The 21,706-nt window shown below is 56.7% G+C and carries 15 protein-coding genes and 2 tRNA genes; 11 read left to right on the forward strand and 6 right to left on the reverse strand.

Annotated elements, in window-relative coordinates; genetic code table 11:
* Position 1: 1 nt before the first annotated feature.
* Together NUW46_RS09640 and NUW46_RS09645 are read right to left on the reverse strand one after the other, a co-directional pair.
* On the reverse strand, positions 2–826 hold the full coding sequence (locus tag NUW46_RS09640; protein ID WP_418141956.1) for an ABC transporter ATP-binding protein: 825 nt from the start codon (positions 824–826) through the stop codon (positions 2–4).
* An 11-nt stretch (positions 827–837) separates the two neighbouring features.
* Positions 838–2,004, reverse strand: a complete 1,167-nt coding sequence (locus NUW46_RS09645) for an MlaE family ABC transporter permease (RefSeq protein WP_305966107.1) — start codon at positions 2,002–2,004, stop codon at positions 838–840.
* A 152-nt stretch (positions 2,005–2,156) separates the two neighbouring features.
* Here NUW46_RS09645 and NUW46_RS09650 point away from each other — a divergent pair.
* The 10 genes from NUW46_RS09650 to NUW46_RS09695 all read left to right on the forward strand — a co-directional run bounded on the left by NUW46_RS09650 (position 2,157) and on the right by NUW46_RS09695 (position 19,213).
* Positions 2,157–2,232 (forward strand) — tRNA-Gly (locus NUW46_RS09650).
* A gap of 60 nt (positions 2,233–2,292) precedes the next feature.
* Positions 2,293–2,366 (forward strand) — tRNA-Cys (locus NUW46_RS09655).
* Positions 2,367–2,532: 166 nt separating this feature from the next.
* Positions 2,533–4,248, forward strand: a complete 1,716-nt coding sequence (locus NUW46_RS09660; RefSeq protein WP_418141957.1) for an NADH-ubiquinone oxidoreductase-F iron-sulfur binding region domain-containing protein — start codon at positions 2,533–2,535, stop codon at positions 4,246–4,248.
* A gap of 11 nt (positions 4,249–4,259) precedes the next feature.
* Positions 4,260–7,130 carry a formate dehydrogenase subunit alpha gene (fdhF, locus tag NUW46_RS09665; protein ID WP_418141958.1) on the forward strand — a complete coding sequence of 957 codons (2,871 nt, stop codon included), beginning with the start codon at positions 4,260–4,262 and terminating at the stop codon, positions 7,128–7,130.
* A 148-nt stretch (positions 7,131–7,278) separates the two neighbouring features.
* A complete protein-coding gene (locus NUW46_RS09670) occupies positions 7,279–8,400 on the forward strand; it encodes a metallophosphoesterase family protein (RefSeq protein WP_418141959.1) in 1,122 nt (373 codons plus the stop codon).
* On the forward strand, positions 8,397–11,036 hold the full coding sequence (locus NUW46_RS09675) for an AAA family ATPase (protein WP_418141960.1): 2,640 nt from the start codon (positions 8,397–8,399) through the stop codon (positions 11,034–11,036). The genes NUW46_RS09670 and NUW46_RS09675 overlap by 4 nt, the downstream gene beginning before the upstream one ends.
* A 108-nt stretch (positions 11,037–11,144) precedes the next feature.
* Positions 11,145–11,492, forward strand: coding sequence for a nucleotide pyrophosphohydrolase (locus NUW46_RS09680; protein WP_418141961.1), 348 nt, complete (start codon positions 11,145–11,147; stop codon positions 11,490–11,492).
* Between the two features lie 9 nt (positions 11,493–11,501).
* Complete coding sequence (locus tag NUW46_RS09685) at positions 11,502–13,886, forward strand: DNA/RNA helicase domain-containing protein (RefSeq protein ID WP_418141962.1); 2,385 nt, start codon at positions 11,502–11,504, stop codon at positions 13,884–13,886.
* A gap of 142 nt (positions 13,887–14,028) precedes the next feature.
* A complete protein-coding gene (locus NUW46_RS09690) occupies positions 14,029–17,877 on the forward strand; it encodes a DUF3427 domain-containing protein (RefSeq protein WP_418141963.1) in 3,849 nt (1,282 codons plus the stop codon).
* A gap of 7 nt (positions 17,878–17,884) precedes the next feature.
* Entirely contained in the window at positions 17,885–19,213 is a 1,329-nt protein-coding gene (locus NUW46_RS09695; protein ID WP_418141964.1) for an NADH:flavin oxidoreductase/NADH oxidase family protein, read from the forward strand.
* On the opposite strand, the gene NUW46_RS09700 is transcribed toward NUW46_RS09695, so the two are convergent.
* The gene (locus NUW46_RS09700; RefSeq protein WP_418141965.1) at positions 19,200–20,018 is read right to left on the reverse strand and encodes an SDR family NAD(P)-dependent oxidoreductase; all 819 of its coding nucleotides are present in this window, start codon (positions 20,016–20,018) and stop codon (positions 19,200–19,202) included. The genes NUW46_RS09695 and NUW46_RS09700 overlap by 14 nt on opposite strands.
* 105 nt (positions 20,019–20,123) lie before the next feature.
* Between NUW46_RS09700 and NUW46_RS09705 the strand changes: the two genes are divergently transcribed.
* A complete protein-coding gene (locus tag NUW46_RS09705) occupies positions 20,124–20,564 on the forward strand; it encodes a PAS domain-containing protein (protein WP_418141966.1) in 441 nt (146 codons plus the stop codon).
* Here NUW46_RS09705 and NUW46_RS09710 read toward each other — a convergent pair.
* Genes NUW46_RS09710 through NUW46_RS09720 form a run of 3 tightly spaced genes read right to left on the reverse strand, consistent with a single transcriptional unit; the run spans position 20,561 to position 21,630 of the window.
* Complete coding sequence (locus tag NUW46_RS09710; protein WP_418141967.1) at positions 20,561–21,067, reverse strand: CIA30 family protein; 507 nt, start codon at positions 21,065–21,067, stop codon at positions 20,561–20,563. The two genes, NUW46_RS09705 and NUW46_RS09710, sit on opposite strands and share 4 nt — an antisense overlap.
* An 18-nt stretch (positions 21,068–21,085) precedes the next feature.
* A complete protein-coding gene (locus tag NUW46_RS09715) occupies positions 21,086–21,376 on the reverse strand; it encodes a type II toxin-antitoxin system RelE/ParE family toxin (protein ID WP_418141968.1) in 291 nt (96 codons plus the stop codon).
* Entirely contained in the window at positions 21,376–21,630 is a 255-nt protein-coding gene (locus NUW46_RS09720) for an addiction module protein (protein WP_418141969.1), read from the reverse strand. The genes NUW46_RS09715 and NUW46_RS09720 overlap by 1 nt, the downstream gene beginning before the upstream one ends.
* Positions 21,631–21,706: the final 76 nt, after the last annotated feature.

Below are 21,706 nucleotides of genomic sequence, written 5' to 3' on the forward strand. Positions count from 1 at the left end.
GTTACTGCTCCTGCGTCCGTGTGTTCGAATGGTCCCTGAAGGCGTAGCTCGCCGCCCGGCCACGGGGGCCGTGAAAGTAATCCTGGATCCAACCGTCCTCCGTGGCGGCAACGCCCTCCAGCGTATCAGCTACCAGGACTTTTCGCTGTGACAGAACCGCAACCCGGTCACAGGTTGAGTACAGGGTGTCCAGATCATGGGTGACCAGGAACACGGTCAGCCCCAGGGCATCACGCAGCGTTACAATCAGCCGGTCGAATGCCGCGGCCCCGATGGGATCCAGGCCGGCAGTGGGTTCGTCCAGAAACAGTATTTCCGGATCAAGGGCCAGGGCTCGTGCCAGGCTCGCGCGTTTAACCATGCCGCCGGAGAGTTCGGACGGGTAGCGAAGCGCCGCATTGGGCGGTAATCCGGTCAGCGCCAGCTTCATGCGGGCCAGCTGTTCCGCTTCGGGCCGCTTCAGGCCGGCGTGTTCAATCAGGGGAACCGCTATATTCTCCTGCAAGTTCAATGAGGTGAACAGGGCGCCCCCCTGGAACAGTACACCGAACCGTTGCTCTATCCGGGAGCGTTCGCGGGCCGAAAGCTGGATCAGATCTTCGCCAAACACGCGTATGTGGCCCGAGGTGGGCGTGTTCAGTCCAACAATGCTGCGCAAGAGCACGGTTTTGCCGGTTCCAGAGCCACCAACTACACCCAGAATCTCACCCCGAAGCAGGTCCAGGTCGAGGTCCTCGTGAACAACGTGATCGCCAAACTGGTTGCACAGGTCCCGTACCGCAATCACCGGTTTACTGCCGGCTTCACTACTCGGGGATTCGCTCATAGCCGCCATGATTACCAGCCCATTTCCATAAAGAATAGTGCAGCAATGGAATCCAGCAGAATCACCATGAAGATGGACTGAACCACGCTGGAAGTGGTGTGTTCGCCCACGGATTGAGCGCTGCCGGCCACCTTGAACCCTTCCAGGCAGCCAATGACAGCAATCAGGAACGCAAAGATCGGGGCCTTCACGATGCCCACAACGAAATGCTGAAGGGCGATGTCCCGCTCAACGATCGCCATGAACTGCGTCGGCGAGATATCCAGCACCAGGGCGCAGACCATGGCGCCGCCCACCATTCCCGAAATCATACCTACAAAAGTCAGGATCGGAAGGCTCACCATCATGGCCATCACACGGGGCAGCACCAGCAGTTCGATCGGGTTAAGGCCGAGGGTGCGGATCGCATCAAGCTCCTCGTTCACTTTCATGGCGCCAATGTGGGCTGTAAAAGCACTGGCGGTTCGGCCTGCCAGCAGTATTGCGGCCAACAGCACCCCGAATTCCCGCAGGAAGGAGAAGGCCACCAGGTTTACGGTGTAAATGGTCGCGCCAAAATCTTCCAGCACGGTTGCTCCCAGGAACGCCACCACAGCACCCACCAGAAACGTCAGCAGTGCCACGATGGGCAGGGCATTCAGGCCGGTGTCGTGAACTGCGGCAACGAAGGGTGTCATACGCCAGCGCCAGGGCCTCGGAAGGTTCCAGGCCAGGGTGCCGAGCGTCTGGCCGATAAAGCCGACAAGAATCCACAGCAGTCGGAATATGCCTTCCACCTTCTGACCGGTGCCGATCACGAAGCTCCGGATAAGGGAAGGTGTGCCGTTGTCTGGCTCGGGCTGGTCTTTCATCGCCTCGCAAACGGCAACAATCAGGGCGGATTTTTCCCTTGGCAAGTCGCCGGCAGAGGTCACCGCTTCCAGCAGGCGCTGGGGGCCAATGAGTGAGGCCAACTGGGATGCTCCGGCCGTGTCGATCCGATCCAGCCTCGAGAGATCTATTGATAGTGCGCTCGTGTCCCTGGAAGACATGGATGAAGCCAGGGACGCCAGTGACCGGTAATGACTCAACAGCCAGTCATCCGTCACTCTAAGGGTGCCGGCCTCAATGGTCACGGATCCGGGTTTGGAGGACGGTGGTTGTGGATCGGTCTGCTCGGAAGAATCAGGACTGGGCACGTTCTGTCGAATCCCTGAGTGATTTGGCCTGGCAATTACAAGCTTACCCACAATCTCCAATAAAACAAAAACTTGATAAAAAACTGTTGACGCCCGAACGGTAATCCGTAGAATACGCAGCCGTTGACGAGGCAATGCCCCGGAAACAAAGAGCGGGAATAGCTCAGTTGGTAGAGCACAACCTTGCCAAGGTTGGGGTCGCGAGTTCGAATCTCGTTTCCCGCTCCAATTTCAAGTCTCTCAATGCCCACCTGAGAGCACAAAGATCCGATCTCTTCGATCTTTTCCGGCGCGGTGGCAGAGTGGTTATGCAGCGGACTGCAACTCCGTGTACGCCGGTTCGATTCCGACCCGCGCCTCCATTATTTCCCTAGCTTCAAAGTTCCAGACCCAAGGCCAGGACAGACCCTCGGTTGATTCCGTTATTCATCGTCTGGCGCCATCCCGTCTTCCTATGCTTCAATGATTGCAAAGCAGTCAAGCCAGCCAACAAGGCTGTACCTGGACCCCCGGCGCCTGGTCAAAAACATGGATACGGACGAAAAAGTGGTTAAACGTCGGCGCTCCGCCCTTCGGGGCCGTCAACTGGAACCGGCAGTATTGACGGAGCTGCGGGAACTGATCGGTGACGAACGCGTCGATTCGTCATTGCGAGACCGCGATCGCCTTATCGAGCACCTGCATGTACTGCAGGATTCAGACGGCTACCTCTCCATGCCTCGCCTGCGGGCCCTTGCGGCGTTCATGAATCTGCCCATGGCCGCCATCTATGAAACCGCCACCTTCTATGCCCATTTTGATGTTGTTCACGACGAACAAACGCCACCACCGGCAATAACCCTGCGGGTGTGCGATTCGCTCTCCTGCCAGTTGGCCGGTGCCGAGGCGCTGCACCGGGCGCTGTCGGACGGCGCTGATCCCGCCCGGGTGCGTCTGCGGCGTGCACCCTGCATGGGGCGCTGCGACTCGGCGCCAGTGGTCGAAGTCGGCCATCATCACGTGTGCCATGCCAACGTCGAGAATGTGGGTGCGGCAATAGATCAGGGCCAGATTCACCCGGAAGACATTCAATGGCAGGGACTGGCGGATTACCGTTCAACCGGCGGTTATGGCCTGCTGGCCGATTGTTATGAAGGCCGGGTGAGCGTTGAATCTCTGGCCGAGGAACTGGAGCAGGCAGGCCTGCGCGGCCTCGGTGGCGCTGGTTTTCCCACCTACCGCAAATGGCAGGCCGTTCGGGCCGAACCGGGGCCACGCTATGCGGTGATCAATGCCGACGAGGGCGAACCGGGCACCTTCAAAGACCGCTATTACCTGGAACGTGAACCGCACGTATTCCTGGAGGGCGCGCTGGTTAGCGCCTGGGCGGTCGAGGCGGAAGCTCTCTACATCTACTTACGAGACGAATACCCCGGCCTGCACCGTGTTCTCAAAGCGGCGATTGCCGAGCTGGAAGCGGCGGACATCGCGGAGCCAAGTTTTATCATCCTTCGCCGGGGCGCCGGCGCCTATATCTGCGGTGAGGAATCCGCCCTGATTGAATCCCTGGAAGGTAAGCCCGGCAAGCCACGACACCGCCCGCCGTTTGTGGCCCAGAAGGGGCTGTTCAACCAGCCAACCCTGGTGAACAACGTCGAGACGGTGTATTGGATACCCCGCATCCATGTACAGGGCGCGGAGTGGTTCGCCAGCCAGGGTCGGCATGGTCGCAAGGGGCTTCGCAGCTTCTCGGTGTCTGGTCGGGTTGCGCGGCCTGGTGTGCATGTGGCGCCTGCGGGCATCACCCTCAATGAATTAATCGAGGAATATTGCGGCGGCATGGCGGCAGGGCATCGCCTGCTGGCCTATCTGCCCGGTGGCGCGTCCGGCGGCATTCTACCGGCCAGCAAAGGGGACATTCCCCTGGACTTCGACACTCTGCAGGAACACGGCTGTTTCATCGGCTCTGCGGCCGTGATCGTTCTGTCTGATCAGGACGATTTGCAGGCAGCGGCTGCCAACCTGTTGGGCTTCTTCGCGGATGAGTCCTGCGGGCAGTGCACGCCCTGCCGTGTGGGTACCGAAAAAATGCTCACCGTGCTGGAACGCAAAACCTGGGATGAGGAAACTCTCCGGCAGTTGGCGGCGGTTATGGCGGATGCGTCCATCTGTGGCCTCGGCCAGGCCGCACCCAATCCGGTACTGAGCCTGCTGCGGGATTTCCGCAGCGAACTGGCCAGCAGCAACCTGATAGCGAAAGGTTAGGGGAGGCAGCCATGAGCGATTCCAGCACGAGCTTCACCCTGACACTCGACGACGTTGAAGTGCAGGCCTACCCCGGCGAAACCCTGTGGCAGGTGGCCATGCGCGCCGGCGAGACCATCCCCCACCTGTGCTTCAAAGACGCCCCGGGTTACCGCGCCGATGGCAATTGCCGCGCCTGCATGGTGGAAGTGGAAGGTGAACGGGTGCTGGCCGCAAGCTGCATTCGCGAGGCCGCGCCCGGCATGGTGGTGCGCAGTGCAGGCTCTTCCCGGGTTCAGGCAGCCCGTAAAGGCGTGCTCGAATTGCTGTTGGCGGATCAACCGGAACGATTCAACAGCCCGGACCGCTCAAGCCACCTGTGGGATACGGCCGACCAACTGGCCATTGATGCCGCTGCCGTGCGCCAGCGCATTCCGGCACGCTCGGATCGGGATGAGCCCACGGTTCATCATGTAGAGCCGAGGTCGGATTCGATGGCCCACGCCGGAGGGCATGACGCTTCCCATTCCGCCATGAACGTCAATCTGGATGCCTGCATTACGTGCGGCCTGTGTGAGCGCGCTTGCCGGGAAGCGCAGGGCAACGATGTGATTGGACTGGCCCACCGTGGCGCTGCGTCCAAGGTGGTGTTTGATTTTGACGACCCCATGGGCGACAGCACCTGCGTCGCCTGTGGCGAATGCGTGCAGGCCTGCCCGACCGGGGCGCTCATGCCGGCCACCCTGATCGATGCCCAGGGCAGCGGAGACTCAGCCACTGCTGATCGCAAAGTCGATTCCGTTTGCCCCTATTGCGGCGTGGGCTGCCAACTGACCTATCACGTGAAAGACGAGCCCACACCTGCCGGATCGGAGAAATGCGACCAGCGGGGACGCATCCTGTTTGTGGAAGGCAAAGACGGTCCCTCAAACCAGGGGCGGCTGTGCGTGAAAGGCCGTTTCGGCTTCGACTATCCCTCGCACCCGGCGCGGCTCACCCGGCCACTGATTCGCCGGGAGGGCATACCCAAGGGACTGGACCCGGACTTCGATCCGGCCAATCCGTTAACGCACTTCCGAGAAGCAAGTTGGGAAGAAGCCCTCGATCTGGCGGCCAACGGATTAACTGATTTAAAAACACAACAAGGTCCCGCCGCGCTTGCCGGCTTCGGCAGCGCCAAGTGCTCCAACGAAGAAGCCTGGTTGTTCCAGAAGCTGGTGCGCACCGGCTTCGGCTCCAACCACGTTGACCACTGCACCCGACTTTGCCACGCCAGTTCCGTGGCCGCATTGATGGAATGCCTGGGTTCCGGCGCCGTGACGGCCTCCTTCATGCAGGCGTTGCAGGCCGACGTGGTGATCCTCACCGGCTGTAACCCGGCGGTAAACCACCCGGTAGCTGCCACCTACTTCAAGCAGGCGGCACGAAACGGCACCAAACTGATCATCATTGATCCACGGGGCCAGGCGCTGGATGCCTACGCCTGGCGCAGTCTTCGATTCTCGCCCGGTGGCGACGTGTCACTGTTTAACGCCATGCTCAATGTGATCATCAGCGAAGGGCTTTACGACCAGGCCTACATTGACGCCCACACCGAAGGCTTCGAGGCGCTGGCAGCCAGCGTTGAGGGCATGACCCCGGAAGTGATGAGCCCGGTCTGCGGCGTGGCGCCTGATGCCATTCGTGAAGTGGCCCGCGCCTACGCAAGCGCGGATAAGGCGATGATTTTCTGGGGCATGGGCATCTCCCAGCACGTGCACGGCACCGACAACGCCCGCTGCCTGATATCCCTGGCGCTCACCTGCGGCCACACTGGCCGGCCCGGCACTGGTTTGCACCCATTGCGTGGGCAGAACAACGTGCAGGGCGCGTCTGATGCCGGCCTGATCCCCATGGTATTGCCCGACTACCAGCCGGTAGGCGATCAACAGCTGCGGGCCGCCTTCGAAGAGCTCTGGAACACAGAGCTGGACCCTGAGCCGGGGCTCACCGTGGTGGAAATCATGGATGCCATCAAGGCGGGCACCATCAAGGGCATGTACATCCTGGGCGAAAACCCCGCCATGTCCGATCCGGATCTGACCCACGCCCGGGCCGCGCTCGCTGCCCTTGAACACCTGGTGGTGCAGGACCTGTTTGTCACCGAGACCGCCCAGTTTGCCGACGTTATCCTGCCGGCCGCCGCCTGGTCGGAAAAATCCGGCACCGTCACCAACACCAACCGCCAGGTGCAAATGGGCCGTGCCGCGCTGGCGCCGCCGGGGGAGGCAAAGCCCGACTGGTGGGTTATCCAGGAAATCGCCCGGCGTTTCGGGCTGGCCTGGAACTACGCCGGCCCCAAGCAGGTGTTTGAAGAAATGAAGCAGGGCATGCACTCACTGGATCATATTTCCTGGTCTCGCCTTGAGCGCGAAGGGTCCGTTACCTATCCATGCCCGGCCGACGATGCCCCGGGCAACGACGTTGTCTTCTCCGATGCCTTCCCGCGAGCGGGAGGCCGCGCCAGATTCTCACCGGCCAGCCCGCTACCGCCGGACGAGCCTGTGGATGAGGCCTATCCCATCGTGCTGACCACCGGGCGATTGCTTGAGCACTGGCACACCGGCGCCATGACCCGTCGCAGCCGCGTGCTGGATGAGCGGGAACCGGAAGCGGCGGCGTATCTCGCACCAGCAGAGCTGGAACGCATGGGCGTAGCACCGGGGAATGACATTCAAATTGCCACCCGGCGCGGCACCATCACGCTGACGGCGCGAGCCGACCAGACCATGCCCGAAGGCATGGTGTTCGTGCCCTTCGCCTTTGTGGAGGCGGCAGCGAACGTGCTCACCAACCCGGCGCTGGACCCGTTCGGCAAAATCCCGGAATTCAAGTACGCCGCGTGTCGACTGAGCCCGGCCTAGTCGTCGAAGCCAACTGGCTCTGCCCAGGCTCTGTTCGAATTCTGCCCAACTTCTGCCAGACCGACAGTCATCGTCGCATGTCGTCTGTAAAGTGTGCGCAGTTGGTCTAGAATAACGCCAAAATTTCCAGATCTTTCAGGTAGATAAAATGCCAAAGTTTTTGCATACGGCAGACTGGCAGATGGGCCGGGCGTTTACCCGTTTCGAGACGGAAGACGGTGCCGCCCTGGTTGAAGCCCGCTTCGAGGCCATTGAAACGCTTGCGCGACTGGCCAGCGAACACCAGTGCGATGCGGTCCTCGTGGCCGGTGATGTTTTTGATGCCCAGACCGTCTCCGACCGAACCATTCGCCGGGTGTTCAACGCCACGAAGGATTTTACTGGCCCTTGGGTCATGCTCCCCGGAAACCACGACGCCGCACTCGCCGAGAGTGTCTGGACCAGAGCCCAGCGCCTGGGTGCGGTACCGGAAAACGTACATCTCGCGCTGCAGCCTGGCGTGATCAATCTGGAAACCGAGCAGCTCAGCGTCCTCTGCGCGCCGCTGACCCAGCGCCATACATACGGTGATCTCACCGAGCCCTTCAGCGGTTACGAGACGCCGGAAGGTTTTCTCAGAATCGGCCTGGCCCACGGCAGTGTCCAGGGCCTGTTGCCGGACGAAATTGATTCCACCAACCCCATCGCACCAGACCGGGCGCAAGCCAGCAGGCTCGATTACCTGGCACTCGGCGACTGGCACGGCACCAAACAGATTGATGAACGCACCTGGTACAGCGGCACGCCGGAGCCCGAGCGGTTCAGAAACAACGAAGTGGGGAATGCCCTGATCGTTGAGGTGTCCGAGCCCGGCGCAACTCCCTCAGTAACGCGACTACCAACTGGGCGGTATCAATGGCACCAGTTTCGGGAAACCCTCGCAGTACACTCCGATCTTGAACAGTTACTGGAACGTTTGAACGACTTGCCCGAATCCGCCGTTGTCGATCTGCGCCTAGACGGCTCGGTGACCCTGGCCGGCGAGGAAACCCTGTTGAAGGCGCTCTCGGTTGCGGAAGCACGATTTCGCAGCCTTCGCTGCGAGCGAAGTGGGCTTCAGCTTGCCCCGACCGACGAAGACATCGCGGCCCTGAAAGCCGATGGCTATGTTGGCGAGGTGGTAGAAAGCTTGCGGGAGAAGCAGGAAGGGGCCCAGGACGAGGTCGCCCGGGATGCTCTGGCCATACTGGCCGGCCTGCTCAGGGAGCTGGAACAGGAGGCGGCGCAATGAAGCTGCAGCGAATGCGTATTGAGCAGCTACGCCAGTTCCGCAAACCCTTTGAGCTGGACAACCTGCAACCCGGCCTCAACCTGATTCACGGGCCCAACGAATCCGGCAAAAGCACCCTGGTGCGCGCCATCCGTGCCGCGTTTTTCGAGCGTTATCGGTCCACAGCGGTGGACGATCTTCGCCCCTGGGGCGACTCCGCCGCGGCGCCCACCATTGAGCTGGATTTCGAGCACGAAGGCCGCTCCTGGCGCCTGACAAAAAGCTTTCTCCAGCGCAAACGGTGCGACCTGGTTGTTGGCACCGAGACCTACAGTGAAGACGACGCCGAAGAAAAACTGGCCGAACTGCTGGGCTACCAGTACCCGAAACGGGGCGCCAGTAAAGCCGAGCACTGGGGCATACCGGGATTGCTGTGGGTCGAGCAGGGCACCGGACAGGACATCGAACAGGCCATAGAACACGCCGGCGATCATCTGAAGTCCGCGCTGAATTCCATGGTCGGTGAGGTGGCCAGTTCCGGCGGCGACGACCTGATCGAAACGGTTCGCAGCCAGCGGGACACCCTGCTGACCGGGACCGGCAAGCCCCGGGGCGATTACCTGAAACTGGAAAAAGACCGCGCCCAATACGTAGCTGAAATTGAAGAACTGAAGGAGCGGGTACACAAATACCAGGAGCAGGTCGACCGGCTGGGCAAACTCACCCACGACTTCGATCAGGCCGAGGCCGAGCGCCCCTGGGAAGACGCCCAACGCCAGCTGGAGGAAGCCCGGGTGCGCTATCAGCAGGTTGAGCGCCTGGAGCAGCAACAGAACCAGGAGAAAGCCACCCTCAGCCAGCTGCAACAAAACCGCCGCCTGTTGCAGCAGAACAAGGAACACCTGGAAGGACTCAGTCGCCAGCTCGAAGGCCGAAAAGCCGAACTGGACCGGGCGGAGCGAGACCTCGCCACCGCGGAAGCCCAAACCCCGGTGGTTACAGGCCGTTTGCAAGAGGCCAGAACCGCCTACGAGCAAGCGGAAAAGCAACGCAAACTCGCCGGCTTGCTGCAAACGCGACAGCGGCTGGAGCAGGATGTCCGCCGGCTTGAACAGCAAAAACAGGTGCTGACCCAGAACCTTGCCAAAGCAAAGGAATACCACCAGCAGTTGGAGGAGGCCAGGCAGCAAGCCCGGGAAAACCGCATCGATGCAGAGCTGGTCAAGAAGCTGCGAGCAACCGGGAACCAGCTGAACGAAGAAACCATCCGCTCACGGACCATAGCCACCCGGTTAAGCTGGCAGCTGGAGGCCGACGCATCCCTAACGCTGAACAACGACGCGCTAACCGGCCAGGGCGAACAGCAGCTTCTGGAAGAATCCTCACTGGTGATTCCCGGCGTGGGTACCCTGGGCATAACACCCGGCGGCGAAGAACTGGCCAGTACCCGCAGGAAACTCAAAACCCTTGAGGAAAGCCTGGAAGAACAGCTGAAGACCCTTGGTGTAGCCTCCGTGGAGCAAGCAGAGGAATGTCATGCTGCCTTTGAAAACGCCGGAAGAGCCCAGAAGCATGCCGAAGATTTGCTGAAATCCGTGGCACCGGCCGGCATTGAGCAACTTGTCTCCGAGCAGAAAGAGGCAGAGAGCGAACTGAAGAAAGCCAAAAGCCAACTGGAAGCCACCCCAAAACCGGATCCGCAAGAGGATGTGCCGGCCCTGGAAGAAGCGGAGGCGGCGTTCACCCGGGCTGGCAGTGCGCTGGATAAAGCCGAATCCAATGACCGTGAACATCAGTCCAGGCTGTCTGCCCTGAAACAGGCTCGCGACAATGCAAAAACCGAATGGAAGCGGCTGGCCGATGAAGAAAAAAGCCCGGAACGTCAGCAGCAACTTCGCCAGATAACCACCGACCTGGCGAACCTCGAAAAGCAGCAGGCCGAACTGGAAGCCAGCCTAGAACGCCGCGAACGGGAAATCCGCGAGGCTCGCCCGGAGTTTTTAAAACAGGACATCGAACGCTACCAGAATGCAGTCAACCAGCTGCGCCAAACCCAGGAAAACCGTGGCCGCGAACTGCGCGACATCAAAGTCAGGCTGGAAGCCTGGGGCGCGGAAGGGCTGGAAGAGCAGCTCAACGAGAAAGAGGCGGAGTACGATCAGTGCAACCGCCGCTTCGAGGAACTGCATCGCCGAGCCCAGGCGCTGGACCTCCTGCTCAATCTGCTCACCGAAAAACGCCAGGCCCTCACTCGCCGCCTGCAGGCGCCCCTGCAAAAACACCTCAATCACTATCTCTCTGTGCTTTTCCCGGAAGCCTCGCTGGAAGTGGATGAACAGCTACGGCCGGGCACCTTCAGCCGCGGCACGGAGCTTGGTCTGATTACCGAACTAAGCTTTGGCGCCCGCGAACAGATGGGCCTCATCAGCCGTCTGGCCTATGCCGATCTGCTGCGGGAAGCCGGAAGGCCAACGCTGGTCATCCTGGACGACACACTGGTGCACAGCGACAGCGACCGGCTGGAAGATATGAAGCGTATCCTCTTTGATGCGGCCAGCCGGCATCAGATATTGCTGTTTACTTGTCATCCGGAGAAGTGGCAGGACTTGGGGGTGCCGCCGGTGGATATTGAGGCTTCGAAGGAGCTGAGCGCCTAGCTGGTATGTTCATAATGGATTATGTGGACCGGTGCACTTGAGTTTGGTTAATGTGCAAATAGATCGAAAGCAAATGGTTTTCTTACGAGAAAGGGGAGTTTAACCAAAATGGATTCGCTGGAAGAGTTGCGCCTGAAACTGAAGCAATTTGCTGAAGAACGCGATTGGCGCCAGTTCCACTCACCGAAAAACCTGACCATGGCCCTCTGTGGTGAGGCGGGTGAGTTGTCAGAGCAATTCCAGTGGCTTAGCGAAGACGACTCGAAAAACCTCAGTGAAAAACGTTTGGCAGCAGTTAAAGACGAGATTGCGGACATCCAGCCGTACCTTGTTCTACTGGCAGATTCTTTGGGCGTCGATATTGCTAAAGAATCCGCCCGAAAAATAGAGGCAAATGCCGTCAAATATCCTGTTGCTAAAGCTAAAGGCAGGTCTAGTAAATATAACGAGTTGTAGGGGGTATTCGTGATCGTCTATTCGGCTTCCAAGGCGGAATTTGTTGAACATGTGAAGTTCAATCAGATCGAGAAGGTTATTGAGGAAGAGGTCTGGAGAAAGCTCAAGCGAAGAACCCCAAAATCCGAAATTGAGTCATGGAAGAACTCGCTTCAGTACATGTTTAACGCGTTGCTGGATCAAGGTATACCGCCGTCAGCCGGTGTTGCAATTGAGTATACGATTCCACTCACCAGTCGCCGAGTTGATTTTATCCTTACGGGAAAAGATGCTTCGCGCAATGACACCGCAATCATCGTCGAACTGAAGCAGTGGTCCGAAGCAGAGGTTACCGATAAAGACGCAATTGTCCGAACGTTTCTGAACGGGTCTATCCGAGAAGTTAACCATCCGTCCTACCAAGCGTGGTCGTATTCAGCCCTGATTGAGAATTACAACGAAACAGTCCGAGAGGAGCGCATCAGCCTTCAACCCTGCGCCTATCTCCACAATATGAATAGTGGCGAGGCTATTAACGACGCCCGCTATGCTGAGCACACTGAAAGAGCGCCGGTTTATATTTCGAGCGATGCGAAAAAGCTGTCGGAATTCCTCAGGCGCAATATCCGGTATGGCGACAGCGATAACATCCTGTACCGGATCGAACATGGTGTAATTAAACCGTCGAAAGGACTTGCTGATTGCCTTGCCTCGATGCTTCGTGGCAACAGGGAATTCATTTTGCTTGATGAGCAAAAACTGGTTTACGAGACTGCTTTGGATCTTGCCGAAAAAGGCCGCAAAAAGCCAAAACAGACCTTTATTGTGAAGGGTGGACCGGGCACAGGGAAATCGGTTGTTGCAATTAACCTTATCGTTGAAGCAACCAATAGAGAGATGCTGACCCAGTTTGTTAGCAAGAATGCAGCACCCCGGGAAGTCTTCAAAGCTCGCCTGACAGGCACAATGCGCAAAACCAACATCGACAACCTTTTTCGCGGTTCTGGTGGTTATACAGATACCGAGAACAACTATTTCGATATGTTGGTAGTTGATGAAGCCCACAGATTAAATGAAAAATCTGGCCTATACGGCAATCTGGGCGAGAACCAGATAAAAGAACTCATAACTAGCGCCAAAACCACCGTTTTCTTCATTGATGAAGACCAGCGTGTCACTCTTGCGGATATCGGTACGGTCGAAGAAATCCGTCACTTTGCCGGGCAATTGGGGGCAGAAGTCACTGTCTTGGAGTTGAGTTCACAGTTCCGCTGCAATGGCTCTGATGGTTATCTGGCCTGGGTTGATCATGTCCTTCGAATCCGGGAAACGGCAAATACTTCGCTGGAAGGCATTGACTACGATTTTCGGGTCTTTGACGATCCGAACGAGCTGCGAAGTGTCATTGAACGGAAAAATCGCTGGGCCAATAAGGCGCGGTTGGTGGCTGGATACTGCTGGGACTGGAATAGCAAAAAGGATCCAGAGAGGTTTGATATTGAACTACCTGAGCATGATTTCAGAGCAAGATGGAATCTGGACAAACACGGGTCAAAATGGTTAATCGCTGAGGATTCGATAAGTGAGATTGGTTGTATCCACACATGCCAGGGGTTAGAGCTTGATTACGTAGGCGTGATTATCGGGGAGGATTTTGTAATCCGTGACGGCATTGCGGTCACGAACGCCGCCGCTCGCTCAAGATCCGACCGATCTGTACGTGGTTACAAAAAGAGGCTCAAAGAGGATCGGGAGAGTGCCCTCGCGGATGCCGACATGATCATCAAGAACACATACCGTACGTTGATGACGCGGGGTATGAAAGGGTGCTTCATCTACTCTGCGGATGCAGAAACTAGGGAACACTTCCGTAGCTTTGCGGAAACCCAGCTCATGGAGCAGACCGATAGCGTCACAACGCAGCGCCTGCCCTATGAAGTAGTTGATTTTGAATCAGCGATCCCATACGACGGATTTGTTCCCGTGTTCGACCTGCAGGCGGCAGCCGGCGAATTCAGCGGCTTCCAGTCATCGGCTGATGAATTTCAATGGGTAAAGCTGCCCGAGCACTTTGCAACCAGACCGGGCCAATTTGTTGCTCAGGTTGTTGGTGAGTCCATGAATAAACGTATACCGAATGGCGCATGGTGTCTCTTCAATGAAAACCCAGGGGGGACTCGAAATGGCAAGATAGTGTTGGTGCAACATCGGGCCATTGAAGATCCTGACAACGGGAGTTGCCTCACCGTTAAACTTTATCGCAGCGAAAAAACGATGTCCGGCGATGAACTCGTTAACGAAAGAGTGATATTGAAGCCTGTTACCAGCGCTCATGGATATCGAGATATTGTTATTGAAGACGATGATCTTCACGACTTGAGGGTCGTTGGAGAGTTTGTTGCGGTATTGGCCTGAGATCAGAGATTCAAAAAAAATAATCCTGCATCTTGAAGGGAAGTTCTTGAGTAGATCTCCCAAGTTTGTTGGCGACGACCTGTCCGCCTGGTAGCCTGGTCTAGATCGACTTCAGGCTAATTAGTCGCAAGGGAACTATTTAATGCAGGATACGCTGAGTTATTACGACAGCAATGCCGATGACTTTGTGGAGTCTACATTTGAGGTCAGTATGGAAGACCTTTATCGAGAGTTCTTGCCACAAGTTCCTGAAGGTGGACACATTCTCGATGCCGGCTGTGGTTCGGGTCGAGATGCTTTGTTTTTCAAAAAGCATGGCTACCGCGTTTCTGCTTTCGATGGCTCAAAAGCCATTACCACTCTTGCCCGCCAAAAGACTGGATTGCCAATTCAGCACAGGTCCTTTTCAGACGTTCAAGAAACCATTACGTATGACGGCATTTGGGCCTGTGCCAGCCTTTTGCATTTGCCTCTCGTTGAAGTGCCCAGAGCTATTGAACGATTATGGAATGCCCTGAAACCGGGTGGCGTTTTCTACATGAGTTTCAAGATCGGCCAGGGGGAACGTGACCACAATGGCCGACACTTTACAGATGCTGACGAGTCGATTGCCGAGCAATGGATTCAGGGCCTGACGGACTTTGAAGCTTGCGAGATGTGGCGCACTGATGATCGGCGTCCTGATAGGGACGAGCAGTGGTTGAACATCCTTCTGACCCAGGCGCCGGCTTCCCACAAAAAGCTGACAACTGGCGGGAAAGAGCATCATTTTCTACCAAAGCTTTGCCAAGCAATTAAAGCTGCCGATCAAGTGGATATGGCGGTAGCTTTTGTCAAAACCACCGGTTTAAACCTCTTGTTCCCGGATTTGGTGGCCGCGCTGCAACGAACTCCTTATCCGACTCGCATCCGCATTCTCACCAGTGATTATTTGGACATTACCGACACAGAGGCCCTTCGAAAGCTTGTCCTATTGCATGACCATGGCGCTCAGGTGCGCGTCTTTCAGAGCAAAGGGAGTAGCTTTCATTTGAAGGCTTATCTATTCGCTGCCCATGTTGAAAATCAACAAATGTGGGGCAGAGCGTTTATCGGCTCTAGCAATATCAGCCGACAGGCGCTTCAGGACGGTTTGGAATGGAATTATCAGGTGGATTTCCCGCCCGACTCTGGGTATCTCGAGGCCGCCAGCAGGTTCGAGGAACTGTTTCAGCACCCAAATGTTGTGCCTCTTACTGACAACTGGATCGATGACTACGAGAAACGGAGGAAGCCACCAGATCAGTCACTGGAGCCGGGCAGTGATGAGAAACAGGAAGTTCCGACACCTAATGATGTGCAACAAGAAGCACTAGAGGCACTCGATCTAACTCGCGGGGAGGGTTACAGACGAGGCTTGGTCGTTTTAGCGACGGGTCTGGGCAAAACCTGGCTATCTGCCTTTGACGCCGTTCAAATGGGTGCCAGGAGGATCCTTTTTGTCGCCCATCGCGAGGAGATTCTTTATCAGGCGGCTGAAACCTACTTGCGGATCAAGCCGAATAGCCGCGTTGGCTTTTACATGGGTAAGCAGCGCGATCGAACGGTGGATATCCTCTGTGCTTCGATACAGACACTCGGCAAAGAAACCCATCTCGAAAGATTCGATCCACGCCATTTCGATTACATCGTTGTCGATGAATTCCATCATGCCGCCGCGCCTGTTTATCATCGGCTTCTGAATTATTTCGCACCCCAGTTTCTGCTGGGATTAACGGCGACGCCAGATCGAACGGACCGCTCCGATATCTTGTCGTTATGCGATGACAATCTGGTATTCGAATATCCGTTGTTCGAGGGTGTAAAGGGACAATTCCTGGTGCCGTTTCACTACTACGGCATCTACGACGAGACTGTCGATTACACCGAGATACCCTGGCGTAATGGAAAGTTCGATCCAAATCTGCTCGCAAATAAACTGGCTACATACGGACGTGCCAAACACGTGCACAGGGTATGGGGTGAGCAGAAGCAAAGCCGGACTTTGGCGTTCTGTGTTTCGCGGGTCCATGCCGATTTCATGGCAGATCAATTCTCTAAAAAGGGCGTAAGGTCTGCAGCTGTCCACGGTGAATCAGAGATGTCCCGTGGCGAGGCCTTGGAGCAGTTGGAGAACGGTCAACTCGATGTGATTTTTTCTGTTGACCTGTTCAACGAGGGTGTCGATCTGCCCGCCATCGATACGGTCCTGCTCTTACGCCCAACGGAATCCAAGATCCTTTTCCTCCAGCAGATCGGTCGGGGCCTGCGTAAAAGCGTGTCCACTGGAAAAGACAAGCTTGTGATTCTGGATTTTGTGGGTAACCACCAGAGTTTCCTGCATAAACCCCAGGCGCTGATTGGTCAGGCGATGAATCACCGTCAGTTGGCTGAGTTTGCGAGGAAAGCTGAAAAGAACCAACTGGACCTGCCGGACGGATGTTTTATCAATTACGATCTGCAGATAATCGATTTCCTGAAAGGTCTTGATCACCAGGGCGCTGAGAAAGACTACCAAGTATTGAAAGATACATTGGGCCGTCGCCCAACACTTACAGAGTACTACCATTTCGGTGCCAGTATCGCTAAAACTCGCAAACTGCACGGAAGCTGGTTTGGATTGGTTCGGGATATGGAGGATCTCACCGAGATTGAGACAGAACTCTTGTCCAGGCACGAAAGCTTTTTGCTGGAAGTGGAAACGACGGCAATGAGCAAATCATTCAAAATGATATTGCTAGACGCGTTCCAGCAGTTAGGCGGATGGCGTAGTCCGCCAAAGCTCTCGGAACTAGCGCAAACATCCTGGGAAACATTGAAACGCCGTCCCAGGCTTTATCAAGAAATTGCTGCCTCAGTGAGGGACGTGGATGGCTCCTCGACTCAATGGCAACAATACTGGAAGAAAAATCCGGTCGATCATTGGACCAATAAGTCCCCAGCTATTTTTGAGATCGAGAGCGATCAGTTTAAGCCTTTAATAGATTTGGAAGGTGAACAGATACCGGCTTTCGAGGAGATGGTGCAGGAGTTAATTGATTATCGCCTGGCTTCCTATGAAGCGCGGCAGTCTTCCAAACAGGAGCAGCAATCTGTTGAGAATGTTGTCCCGATCGCTCCTTCTGGAACGGAACTGCCTTACTTCCCATCCCTAAAGATCGCTTGTGGCCATTTCAGGAACAGTAACGCCGAAGAACCGGAGTACAGGTCCATCGGGTTGGGGCACGGGCGAATAGAGCCAAATCGTCATTTTATTGCTCGAGCATTGGGTAACTCCATGAACGGTGGGAAGCAGCCGATTCACGATGGGGATTATCTGCTGCTTGAACAGATCAATCCCAATCAAGCTGGATCGATCACGGGTAAAACGCTGGCAATTGAGCGGCTGGATGATACAGGCGACACGCAATACCTTCTTCGTACCGTTCGTAAATCCCCCGTTGGGGAGTATCGGCTCGAAGCCGCTAACCCAGAGTATGAAGATATTATTGTCACTCCCGAACTGATTGAACAGTTTCGAACATTCGCACGCTTTTGCGAGGTTATAGATCCATTGGAAATGGCCCTTGGCCAGGAAATCCCGAGAGAAGAGATTCCGAAGTTATTCGGAGCGACGTTTAATCCCGGCAATTGGCAGAGCGGGCACGTCTTTCTGAAAGACGCCAATGCTCATGTTTTGCTTGTGACGTTAAACAAACAGGGTAAAGGCGTTCAGCACCGCTATGTTGATCATTGGATTGATGAGCAAACATTTCATTGGCAGAGCCAGAACTCAACGACACCTCAGAGCATGCGTGGTCGGGAACTGATCGAACACAAAAAGCTTGGACTCTCCGTACACCTGTTTGTTCGTGAGAACAAGCTACGTAATGGCAAAGCGGCGCCATTTACTTATTTTGGACCCGTCGAGTATCAGAGCCATGAAGGAAGCAACCCAATGAGCGTGATTTTCAGATTAAATTCGACGGATTAAGACTGTCATGACCCAATCGCCCCTTTCCCAACCCCTCAAACTCCCCTGCGGAGCAGTCCTGCCCAACCGCATCGCCAAGGCCGCCATGACCGAAGGGCTGGCAGACGATCAACTCTACGCCACCCATCGCCATGAAACCCTGTACCGCCGCTGGTCGGAAGGCGGAGCAGGGCTGTTGATTACCGGCAACGTGATGATTGATCACCGGGTTCTGGAGCGGCCGGGTAACGTGGCGATTGATCCTGCGCCGGCAGAAGGCGAGCCGGAGGGTATGGGCCAGTTGCGAGCCTGGGCCGAGGCGGGCACCCGTAACGGCAACCATTTATGGATGCAGATTTCCCATGCCGGTCGCCAGTCGCCGCGTTACGTGACCACGCGCCCGATGGGGCCTTCGGAGGTGCAGCTTTCGCTGATGGGCAACTATGCCCGTCCGCGGGCACTCACGGAGCCGGAGATCCTCGACTTTATCCAGCGCTTTGCCAACGTGGCTCGGATCGCCAAAGAGGCGGGCTTTACCGGTGTTCAGGTGCACGGGGCCCATGGGTATCTGTTGTCGTCTTTCCTGTCGCCGGTCACCAACCAGCGCACCGATCGCTGGGGTGGGTCGCTGGAGAATCGCGCCCGTTTTCTGCTCGAGGTGGTGCGGGCGACTCGTGCTGCTGTGGGTCCGGAGTTTCCGGTGGCGGTAAAGCTGAATTCCGACGATTTCCGCAAGGGCGGCTTTACGCTTGATGAGTCTGTGAGCGTGGTGCGCTGGCTCAATGAGGAGGGGATTGATCTGCTGGAGGTGTCCGGCGGCACCTATGAGCAGCCACGGCTGCTTGGGTACAGCGGTGATGCCGACACGGCGAGCGAGGGGCCGGCGATGCGGGAGAGCACTCGCAAGCGGGAGGCTTACTTCCTGGATTACGCCCAGACGATTCGTGAGGTGTGCGATTGCCCGCTGATGGTTACCGGTGGATTTCGGTCGCGGGCGTTCATGGAAGAGGTGATAGCCAATGGCGAGACCGATGTCATTGGCCTGGGCCGACCGCTCTGTACGGACCCGGATACGCCCAGGGATCTGCTTGAAGGGCGCATCGATAAGACGGTTTGCCATGAAGATGACATCAAGCTCGCACAGAGCGGGCTCTTCTCTCCGGCCAGTCCTTTGATGCCGTTCAAGGTGATTAACGTTCTAGGCGGCCAGGCCTGGTACTACCAGCAGATTTTCCGGCTGGCCGATGACGAAGCGGCCGATCCGGACCTGGGTATCCTCAAGGCCATCGGGGCTTATGTGAAGGATGAACTGGCCCGGGCCCGGCGGATCAAGAAGACCCGGTCTATCGCAAGATGATTCTCTGGATCGAGCGGGGAATAAACCGGGTAATGAATTCGCCGGCGTAGGTCTGCGGTGTCACCAGGTATCGAGGTTTGGGTCTTGTAGCCTCGGCGGCCGCCAGGATCTTTTTGGCGACATCCGATGCACTGGCTGTAAACGGCTTGAAGCTGGCACCCGGCGCAAGCGCTGCTTTCATGGCTTCATACTTGTCCCGGTGTACCTCGCTCGCTCGCCCAAGCACCGGCTGCAAAGCGGCCAGGGCATGTTCTCTGAACCGGGTCTTCACGGGGCCCGGGAGCACGAGCGAGACACTCTCCAGGCTTTTGCTGCCCTCTTCATCAAACCAGAAGCTTTCGTGGGCCGTGTTCATCGCGGATTTGGCGGCACAGTATGCTCCTTTCATTTTCTGGGGCGTCAGTGATAGAACGGAGCTTACGGCAATGACCCTCAGGGGTGTTCCATGTTGCTCGCAGAGCCGCAGGCAGACGGCGGCCAGCTTGATGGGGCCGAATACGTGGGTGCTGAATTGCTTTTGCCACATGGATTGGGACAGGTCGCTCAGCGCGCCGAACTGCCCGTAGCCGGAGTTGTTCACCAGAATGACTTGCTCCGCCTTCGCAATCTCAGCGTCCAGCGTACCGGCCAGGCCTTCAATCTGCTCGAAGGATTCAAGATCCAGCGCCAGCTCCCGATCTGCGGACTCCACGCCGGTTGGTTGTCTTGAGAGGGCGATAACCCGGTAGCCTTTTTGGGCGAACAGGGCGCAGGCCTCATGGCCAATGCCTGCGCTGGCGCCGGTTATCAGGGCTAGTTTGGTCATTGTAAACTCCGCATGGTCGTCTTGTGCCGGGAATCCTGATTCTTTTGAGCATCGTAATGCTCTCATACCCGGCGGTTCAGGCATACGCTGAACAAAAGGAAACTGATGGTGTTTCAAAGCAAACGAAAGCAGGAACTGCAGGCCGCTCTGGAAAGGCTGGAGGCTGCCGAGAACCGGGTGTCTGAACTGGAGGCCGATTGGCAGGCGATTCAGCGGTCGGTGGCGGTTGCGGTAATGAACGGCGATGGGCTGTTTGAGTCCGTCAGCGATGTTTTTCTGGAGTTGCTCGGCTACCAGGAGCAACAGCTGATTGGAAAGCATCATCGGGTGCTCTGCAAGCCGGAGGAGGCGGGTGGTGAGTCGTACATCAGGTTCTGGCGTGAATTGGTTACAGGCCAGGTGCAACAGGGCCGATTCCTGAATCTTGGTGCAGACGGACAGCCGGTATGGCTGGAAGCTCGCTATTTACCGGTTCTGTCCGATAAGGGCATCGTAAAGCGCATTATCATGATATCCAGCGGCACTACTGAAGCCTTGCCAGCCTAGCTCCGGAATAGCCGCCAGTCCTGCATGATCAGCTTGAATTCACCGGCCTGTCGCCCGGAAACGAACAGGCTCACGGACGCCAGGTTCCGGGTGTCCAGAGGCCCCGCATCCGCCACTGTCTTGCCGCGCCAGGTGGGTATGAAATCGCTGAAGGGAAGCCGTATGCGGCTCCAGTCTTCAGTAGCCGGCGTGAAGGTATGCTGGTATACGACGCTGCGCCGGTCTGTGCTGTTGCGAAGGCCGATCTTGTAGGTTTTGCCGTCACCCCGGGCAAGAAGCTCGATACCGGTGTAGTTAGCTGCATCGAAAGGCTTCGGCAGGTCCGCTTTCACAGAGGCAAATCCGCCGCCGTTATCCAGTCGCACGGTGCCGTGAAAAAGACCGACGCCTTCCTCAGCGTGAGTCAGCGCACCATCAGACTGCCCGCCCATGACCTGGTCACCGAGGAAGTGCCAGGTTAGATGGTTCCAATCCTGATCGAAACTAACCAACGTTTGGCGCATTTAGATGGGTTTCCGCAGTTATTGCCGATTTTCCCAATGATCTGGCTCGCGATGAAGATTCATAACAGCAAGAATGAAAATGCTGCTCTTCTTTTCTACGTAAAGAACGCCGTAGGGAAATCGTTTTACGAGTGAGCGACGAACCGGCTTTCGAATAAAACTCCAAGCCCGGGGAAATTTGACAGCTCTGGCAACTGCTTGCTCGACTTGGTCTGCGAGATCTACCCCGAGACCTGGTTGAATTGATTCGTAGTAATCGATTGCATCATTTAATTCCGCTTCCGCTGCGGGGTGAAAGGAATAATCCATTATTTCTGCAGCCTGCTCCGAATCTTTCTGAAAACCTCATCGCCGGGCACTGGGTTTACACTGCCGGAATCCAGTTCGTGCAGGCGGCTCTCGGCAACTTGTACCCATTTTTCGTCAATGTTGGCTTCGATCGGGTTTAGGCTTTTCAATAATGACTCCACAACCAGCGCTCGTTCGTCGACGGGGAGAGCGCTAGCCTCGTCAATTAAATCCTGAAGGCGCATATTGTTTGCTCCAAGAGTGGTGAGGTCCATCCGTGGTATCCATATTAACGTTTTATGAGGTATTTTGCTTCTCAGCGCTTACGCAACTCCAAGAATAACCATGGTA

The sequence above is a fragment of the Marinobacter sp. MA genome (genome assembly GCF_048298425.1).
GTDB lineage: Bacteria > Pseudomonadota > Gammaproteobacteria > Pseudomonadales > Oleiphilaceae > Marinobacter > Marinobacter salsuginis.

What these genes read in the sequence shown, in the direction of transcription:
- NUW46_RS09675 (WP_418141960.1), top strand. Translation starts at nt 8,397, where the DNA reads ATGAAGCTGCAGCGAATGCGTATTGAGCAGCTACGCCAGTTCCGCAAA.
- NUW46_RS09695 (WP_418141964.1), top strand. Translation starts at nt 17,885, where the DNA reads ATGACCCAATCGCCCCTTTCCCAACCCCTCAAACTCCCCTGCGGAGCA.
- NUW46_RS09700 (WP_418141965.1), bottom strand. Translation starts at nt 20,018, where the DNA reads ATGACCAAACTAGCCCTGATAACCGGCGCCAGCGCAGGCATTGGCCAT.
- NUW46_RS09710 (WP_418141967.1), bottom strand. Translation starts at nt 21,067, where the DNA reads ATGCGCCAAACGTTGGTTAGTTTCGATCAGGATTGGAACCATCTAACC.
- NUW46_RS09705 (WP_418141966.1), top strand. Translation starts at nt 20,124, where the DNA reads ATGGTGTTTCAAAGCAAACGAAAGCAGGAACTGCAGGCCGCTCTGGAA.
- fdhF (WP_418141958.1), top strand. Translation starts at nt 4,260, where the DNA reads ATGAGCGATTCCAGCACGAGCTTCACCCTGACACTCGACGACGTTGAA.
- NUW46_RS09640 (WP_418141956.1), bottom strand. Translation starts at nt 826, where the DNA reads ATGAGCGAATCCCCGAGTAGTGAAGCCGGCAGTAAACCGGTGATTGCG.
- NUW46_RS09690 (WP_418141963.1), top strand. Translation starts at nt 14,029, where the DNA reads ATGCAGGATACGCTGAGTTATTACGACAGCAATGCCGATGACTTTGTG.
- NUW46_RS09670 (WP_418141959.1), top strand. Translation starts at nt 7,279, where the DNA reads ATGCCAAAGTTTTTGCATACGGCAGACTGGCAGATGGGCCGGGCGTTT.
- NUW46_RS09680 (WP_418141961.1), top strand. Translation starts at nt 11,145, where the DNA reads ATGGATTCGCTGGAAGAGTTGCGCCTGAAACTGAAGCAATTTGCTGAA.
- NUW46_RS09720 (WP_418141969.1), bottom strand. Translation starts at nt 21,630, where the DNA reads ATGGACCTCACCACTCTTGGAGCAAACAATATGCGCCTTCAGGATTTA.
- NUW46_RS09715 (WP_418141968.1), bottom strand. Translation starts at nt 21,376, where the DNA reads ATGGATTATTCCTTTCACCCCGCAGCGGAAGCGGAATTAAATGATGCA.
- NUW46_RS09660 (WP_418141957.1), top strand. Translation starts at nt 2,533, where the DNA reads ATGGATACGGACGAAAAAGTGGTTAAACGTCGGCGCTCCGCCCTTCGG.